General features: G+C 61.2%; 8 protein-coding genes and 2 pseudogenes. 6 read left to right on the top strand and 4 right to left on the bottom strand.

Annotation, left to right across the window (positions count from 1 at the left end; translation table 11 throughout):
* The first annotated feature begins 76 nt into the window (after window positions 1–76).
* A complete protein-coding gene (locus tag AHiyo1_RS09505) occupies window positions 77–355 on the top strand; it encodes an HPr family phosphocarrier protein (protein WP_059388405.1) in 279 nt (92 codons plus the stop codon).
* A 109-nt stretch (window positions 356–464) separates the two neighbouring features.
* On the opposite strand, the gene AHiyo1_RS09500 is transcribed toward AHiyo1_RS09505, so the two are convergent.
* From AHiyo1_RS09500 to AHiyo1_RS09495, 3 genes and pseudogenes are all read right to left on the bottom strand, one after another.
* A complete protein-coding gene (locus AHiyo1_RS09500; RefSeq protein ID WP_253257273.1) occupies window positions 465–1,085 on the bottom strand; it encodes a hypothetical protein in 621 nt (206 codons plus the stop codon).
* A 185-nt stretch (window positions 1,086–1,270) separates the two neighbouring features.
* A pseudogene (locus AHiyo1_RS27905) lies at window positions 1,271–1,417 on the bottom strand (DNA topoisomerase IB); the annotation flags it as partial.
* 24 nt (window positions 1,418–1,441) lie between these two features.
* A complete protein-coding gene (locus AHiyo1_RS09495) occupies window positions 1,442–1,921 on the bottom strand; it encodes a Dps family protein (RefSeq protein WP_059388404.1) in 480 nt (159 codons plus the stop codon).
* A gap of 330 nt (window positions 1,922–2,251) precedes the next feature.
* On the opposite strand from AHiyo1_RS09495, the gene AHiyo1_RS24195 reads away from it, so the two are divergent.
* From AHiyo1_RS24195 to AHiyo1_RS09480, 4 genes and pseudogenes are all read left to right on the top strand, one after another.
* Complete coding sequence (locus AHiyo1_RS24195) at window positions 2,252–2,422, top strand: DUF2207 domain-containing protein (protein ID WP_139359614.1); 171 nt, start codon at window positions 2,252–2,254, stop codon at window positions 2,420–2,422.
* A 96-nt stretch (window positions 2,423–2,518) separates the two neighbouring features.
* Window positions 2,519–2,695 carry a CsbD family protein gene (locus tag AHiyo1_RS09490; RefSeq protein ID WP_059388403.1) on the top strand — a complete coding sequence of 59 codons (177 nt, stop codon included), beginning with the start codon at window positions 2,519–2,521 and terminating at the stop codon, window positions 2,693–2,695.
* 66 nt (window positions 2,696–2,761) lie between these two features.
* Window positions 2,762–3,190: a hypothetical protein gene (locus tag AHiyo1_RS09485; protein ID WP_059388402.1), complete on the top strand. Its 429-nt coding sequence runs from the start codon at window positions 2,762–2,764 to the stop codon at window positions 3,188–3,190.
* A gap of 27 nt (window positions 3,191–3,217) precedes the next feature.
* Window positions 3,218–3,482 (top strand): annotated as a pseudogene (locus AHiyo1_RS09480) (DUF7218 family protein).
* Between the two features lie 83 nt (window positions 3,483–3,565).
* On the opposite strand, the gene ku reads toward AHiyo1_RS09480, so the two are convergent.
* Window positions 3,566–4,456 carry a non-homologous end joining protein Ku gene (gene ku / locus AHiyo1_RS09475; protein WP_059388401.1) on the bottom strand — a complete coding sequence of 297 codons (891 nt, stop codon included), beginning with the start codon at window positions 4,454–4,456 and terminating at the stop codon, window positions 3,566–3,568.
* 38 nt (window positions 4,457–4,494) lie between these two features.
* On the opposite strand from ku, the gene ligD reads away from it, so the two are divergent.
* Window positions 4,495–5,409, top strand: a 915-nt coding sequence (gene ligD, locus AHiyo1_RS26505) for a non-homologous end-joining DNA ligase (protein WP_253257242.1), incomplete at its 3' end; no start/stop codon positions are given.

The following is a 5,409-nucleotide window of genomic DNA, read 5'->3' as shown; positions in this document are numbered from 1 at the left end:
CGTTCGCGCCCAGCTGCCTATCCTGGACGAGTTGGGTCTCTAGACTTTCCCCAAGCCCACAATCGAAGGAGCAACAATGTCCGAACGTACCGCCACCATCGCCAGCCGCGTCGGCCTGCACGCACGCCCGGCAGCCATCTTCGCCGAAGCCGCCGGCGAGCTGGACATCGAGGTCACCATCGCCCGCGAAGGCGAGCCCGCCGACGACGCCATGGATGCCGCGAGCATCCTCTCCCTGATGAGCCTCGGAGCTTCATTCGGCGACGTCGTTGTCCTGCGTGCCGAAGGTGCCGGGGCCGACGAAGCCCTGGACCGCCTCGTGAAGATCCTCGAAACGGACCACGACGCCGAGTAACCCCCCTGAGCATGCTCTCCCTTGGCACTCGGGGATGGACATATTCCTCATCTGTCCATCGCTCGTAGCCAACGGGGAGCATGCTCTTTTGTTTTTCAGGGCAAATTATTCAAGGCAGTGACCCCAAGTAGGCCGCGATATCCGACTCGCTGGCCTTGAGCTGTTCGAGATCACCCGCCAGGAAACCCTCCACGATCCGAGGATCGACGTAGGCTGCCCTCGCCACCGTTGGCGTGTTGCCGAGAAGTTCGGCGGTTTGCTTGATTGCTTCGAGGACTCGTTTGCGGGCAGGCACTTTTGAAGCCGGGCCTGCGAGCGCCATTCCGGCCGCTGCAGTGCCTTTCCACGTGCGGAAGTCCTTGGCCGTGTAGTCGCCGCCGGTGATGTGGCGAAGGTACTCGTTGACCATCGCGGCATTCAGGGAGACGCTTCCCTCACCATTCTGGAAGACCAGTAGGGGCTCCTTGCCTGGCCTGCCTGCCAAGGGTCCGAGGAATCGGGCGAGCACCGGGTCCTCGATGGTGGAATCCCAGGTTTGGCCGCTTTTCCCCGGGAAATGCAGGGAGACCGTTTCCCCGTTGACCTTCACGTGTCTGCACCTCAGCGTGGTGAGCCCGTATGAGCCGTTGCGGCGCGCGTAGCCATCGGAACCAACGCGCAAGGCACCGAGATCCATGAGCCGTACGGCCGCGGCCAACGTTTTAGTCTTCTCGGAAGGTGACTCCCGCAGATGCCTGGAGACCAGGCGGCGCGCCTGCGGCAGGATGGACCAAGCCGCGCGGCCCGGGCGAACTTTTCAGTATCCTGGCGGGCACGCCACTCCGGATGGTAGATGTATTGGCTACGTCCGGCGTCGTCCACTCCCATTGCCTGGATATGTCCGTTCTCGAACGGACATATCCAGACATCGGCCCATGCAGGAGGTATCGCCATCGCGTCGAGGCGTTTGCGCTCCCCGCCCGAAATAAGCGATCCGTCCGGGTGGTAGTAGCTGAATCCGCGGCCGGACCTTCGCCGGGAAATGCCCGGAGTGCCCGGTTTACTGCGGCGGAGCCGTGGCATGCACTGACGCCGTTCGCCGGGTTCCTAGGCTTCCTGTGGATCTGCCACGGACGCACTGGCCGACATGATCTCGGCACTGATCATCCAAGCGAGCTGCTCCAAACGGGCAATGAACGCGTGGAGCAGGTCCGCCGTCGTGGGGTCTTCTTCGTCTACTGCGTCGTGGACATCACGCATGGTCTGGACCGTCCGCTCCAGGCGATCGGTGATCAGCTTCACGGCGTCCTTGGTTTTGGTCAATCCAGCGGGGAATTGCTCCAGCCTTGTTGAGGCGGCGATGGTGGTGCTCCGGCCATCGGGAAGGGCATGGAGCGCCCGCATCCTTTCGGCGGTTTCGTCGGCGAACTCCCGGGCGGCTGCGACGAGTTCGTCGAGCTGCAGGTGCAAGTCCCGGAAATTGGGGCCAACAATGTTCCAATGGGCCTGTTTTCCTTGGAGCTGGAGTTCAATGAGATCCGTCAGGACCAACTGGAGGTTATCTGCCAGGGTTTGCGATGCTTTCACGTTTTCTCCTCCTAAACGACCGTCCGATGCGAGCGCAGGAAACCTGCGCTCGACCTTCCGTTTAGCCTACGACGATATCCAAAAATCTTTGTAAGCGTACTTAGTACTTGATTTGATAAGGGTGCTTAGTAGTACCATGGAGGAAGTCGATGCCGGTTCTTACCGGACGAAAACCCTGAAAATCCGGGGCGGTATCACTACAGCAAGACCTTGCACGGGGCCTTCGGGCCTGGCGGGGAACAACGGTTCGCAAGCGAACTGACAACCGAATACATCGCAAGGGACCCGGGCGCTTGCCAGCGGTCCCGCTGAAGTAAGGAATGTGTCATTGTGAACACTCTTCTGATCATTGCAGGCGTTGTGGCAATCGTTCTTCTGCTCGTCGGCGGCTTCTCGCAGGCCGTGAGCTGGCTCCTTTGGGTCGGCGTGGTCCTCCTGATTGTCGCGGCCATCGGCTGGCTCCTTAGCTTCATGTCCGGCCGCAGGTCACACGGAGTTTGACCGGCAACTGCAGTGAGGACGCCTGGCCCTGTCGGCCAGGCCCCACACCGTTTGGCGAATCGAAGAAAGTCCCTTTACCAGCAAAGGAGTACGTCCATGGGTGCAGATGACAAGATCCAGAACGCCGGAGAAAAGCTTGCAGGCAAATCCAAGGAAGCGGCTGGAAAGCTGACGGGTAACGAGAGACTCGAAGCCGAAGGCAAGATGGATCAGAGCAAGAGCGACCTGAAATCGGCCGGTGAAAAGGTCAAGGACGCTTTCAAGAAGGATTAAATCCGCTCGAAGTGCGGCTTCCGCCTCGCGCGGGAGCCGCACTTCCTGGTTCAAGGAGTTAAGTCGATGCCGACTATCTCTGACCCGCTTGTTCCCAACGGCGCGCCCCTCCCCAAAGGGGAACGAATCTGGTGCGGCCATTGCGGCACCGCCGAGTACGTGATTCTCGATTCCATCGAGCCCCTGAAGCCACCGTCGGCAGAGTTCGTGGATGTCGCCTACACCTGCGTGGAATGCGATATGTTCTACGCCCATGCCGCGACATTCCAGGACGTCGCAGCCATCCTGAACCAGCGAGGCACGGTGTCAGGTGTGCTGCAATTCGGCGGCGAATACATCCACTGCGGCGAACCCATGAAGATCTCAGGAACCGGATTCCACAGCGTGTATGCACCGGTGTCCACCGAAGACCCCGCCGTCGACCTTCTCGACGTGTACCTGGCCACAAAGGTGTTGCAGTGCCGCTGCGGGTTCCGGATGGAGCTTCCGTCCTAGCCCGGATCTTGACCAAAGGAGGATCGCATGCCAAACAAGAAGAATCCCAGCCTCAAGTCCGGAACTCTACGAAAGCCTCCGTGAGGATGGCGCCTCGAAGGAAAAGGCCGCGAGGATCTCGAATGCCGCTGCCAAGGAGGGCCGCAAGGAAATCGGCCGACGCGGCGGCACCTCGGGCGACTATGAAGACTGGACTGTGCCCCAATTGAAGTCCCGGGCGAAGGAACTGGGGCTCACAGGGTACTCAAGCAAGAAGAAATCCGAGCTGATCTCTGCGTTGCGAAACCACTAGGCCATTCATGGGACATGTGCCTTGCTCCGGCGCAGGCCACTTGGAGCATGCCCAGCTTTCACGAAGCGCACGACGGCGGCGCGTCAGGCTTTCTTGACCCTCGCCCTCGGCTTGCTGGCCGCCTTGGCTGTGGCGCCGTCGTCGGACCCTTCAGCGGAGGACTCGTCGGACGAGCCGGCAGACGCTTTGCCGCGCTTCTTGTCGAGACTCCGTTTGAGGGCTTCCATGAGGTCGATGACCTCGCCACCTTCCCCTTCGCTGGCTGCCACACCGAACGTCTCCTCGGTGTCGATGGAGTCGCCCTTTTCGAGTTTGGCCGCGATGAGTTGGCGCAATTGAACTTGGTAGTTGTCGGTGTATTGCTCGGGCTCGAAGTCGCGCGCCATGGAATCCACCAGGGCCGAGGACATCTCAAGTTCCTTGTCCGAGATCTTGACGTCGGTTTCCAGCGAAGGGAAGTTTGCTTCGCGGACTTCGTCGTCCCAGAGCAGGGATTGCAGCATCAGCACATCGCCCCGTACCCGCAGTGCGCCCAGCCTGGTCTTCTGCCGGAGGGCGTACTGCACAATGGCCACGCGTTCGGTGTCCTGCAAAGTGCGCAGAAGAAGCATGTAGGCCTTGGGCGACTTGGAATCCGGCTCGAGATAATAGGGCCGCTCGTACATGATGGGGTCCAACTGCTCAGCTGGAACGAACTCCACAACCTCGATTTCGCGGCTGCTCTCCGCAGGCAGCGACTTCAAATCGGCCGCCGACAGCACCACGGTGCGGCCTTCCTCTTCGTAGGCCTTGTCGATATCCTCGTAATCCACAACAGAGGCGCAGATTTCGCACTTCCGCTGGTAACGGATTCGGCCCCCGTCCTTGTTGTGGACCTGGTGGAGACTGACATCGTGGTCCTCGGTGGCGCTGTAGAGCTTGACGGGTACGTTGACCAGCCCGAACGCGATAGAACCCTTCCATATGGCCCTCATGCACTAAGTGAACATCACAACACGGCGGAGGTGAAGAGGTGGCAACCAGCCAGAAGGAACGCGTCAACGTTGAAGGCCATGAACTGACGCTCACCAACCTGGGCAAAATCATCTACCCGGAGACTGGCACCACCAAGGCCGAAGTGCTCGAATACTATGCCGCCGTTGCCCCGTTCCTGATCCCGGCTGCCGCCAACCGGCCCGCCACACGGAAGCGCTGGGTCCACGGAGTAGGGACCACGTCGGATCCCGGGCCTATGTTCTTCCAGAAGAACCTGGACGACTCCACGCCGTCATGGGTTCCCCGGGTCACCATCCAGCACAGGGAACACAGCAACGTTTATCCGCTCGTCAACAACCTCGCCACGCTCACGTGGCTGGCCCAGATTGCAGCCTTGGAAATCCACGTGCCGCAATGGCAAGTGGACGCCGACGGGACCATGCTGCCGCCGGACCGCCTTGTCCTGGACCTCGACCCCGGTCCCGGCACCGGCCTTTCCGAATGCGTCGAAGTCGCCAAGTTGGCTCGCAGCATCCTGCAGGACATCGGCCTCGATCCGGTTCCTGTGACGAGCGGCAGCAAAGGGATCCATCTCTACGCCGGACTGGATGGCACCCGCAAATGGGAGCAGGTCTCCGCGTTCGCGCACGAATTGGCGCGCTCGCTTGAGGCCGACCATCCGGACCTCGTGGTCAGCGACATGAAGAAAACCCTGCGCAACGGCAAGGTGCTGGTGGATTGGAGCCAGAACAGCGGGAACAAGACCACCATCGTGCCGTACTCCCTCCGCGGTCGGGCCCACCCCATGGTCGCCGCCCCGAGGACGTGGCGCGAACTCGCCTCCCCCAAGCTCGAGCATCTGGACTTCACGGCCGTCATGGAGCGCGTCAAAGAGGGAAAGGACCCTTCGCCGCGGTGGCGGGCGGGCACGCCACTTCGCACTCGAACGGGG

This window comes from Arthrobacter sp. Hiyo1 (assembly GCF_001263615.2).
GTDB lineage: Bacteria > Actinomycetota > Actinomycetes > Actinomycetales > Micrococcaceae > Arthrobacter.
The sequence above is the reverse complement of the archived record's forward strand: the minus strand, read 5'-3'. Positions and strand labels throughout refer to the sequence as shown.

Coding starts and splice junctions, on each gene's coding strand:
- AHiyo1_RS09505 (WP_059388405.1), top strand. CDS start 77: ATGTCCGAACGTACCGCCACCATCGCCAGCCGCGTCGGCCTGCACGCA.
- AHiyo1_RS09490 (WP_059388403.1), top strand. CDS start 2,519: ATGGGTGCAGATGACAAGATCCAGAACGCCGGAGAAAAGCTTGCAGGC.
- AHiyo1_RS09485 (WP_059388402.1), top strand. CDS start 2,762: ATGCCGACTATCTCTGACCCGCTTGTTCCCAACGGCGCGCCCCTCCCC.
- ku (WP_059388401.1), bottom strand. CDS start 4,456: ATGAGGGCCATATGGAAGGGTTCTATCGCGTTCGGGCTGGTCAACGTA.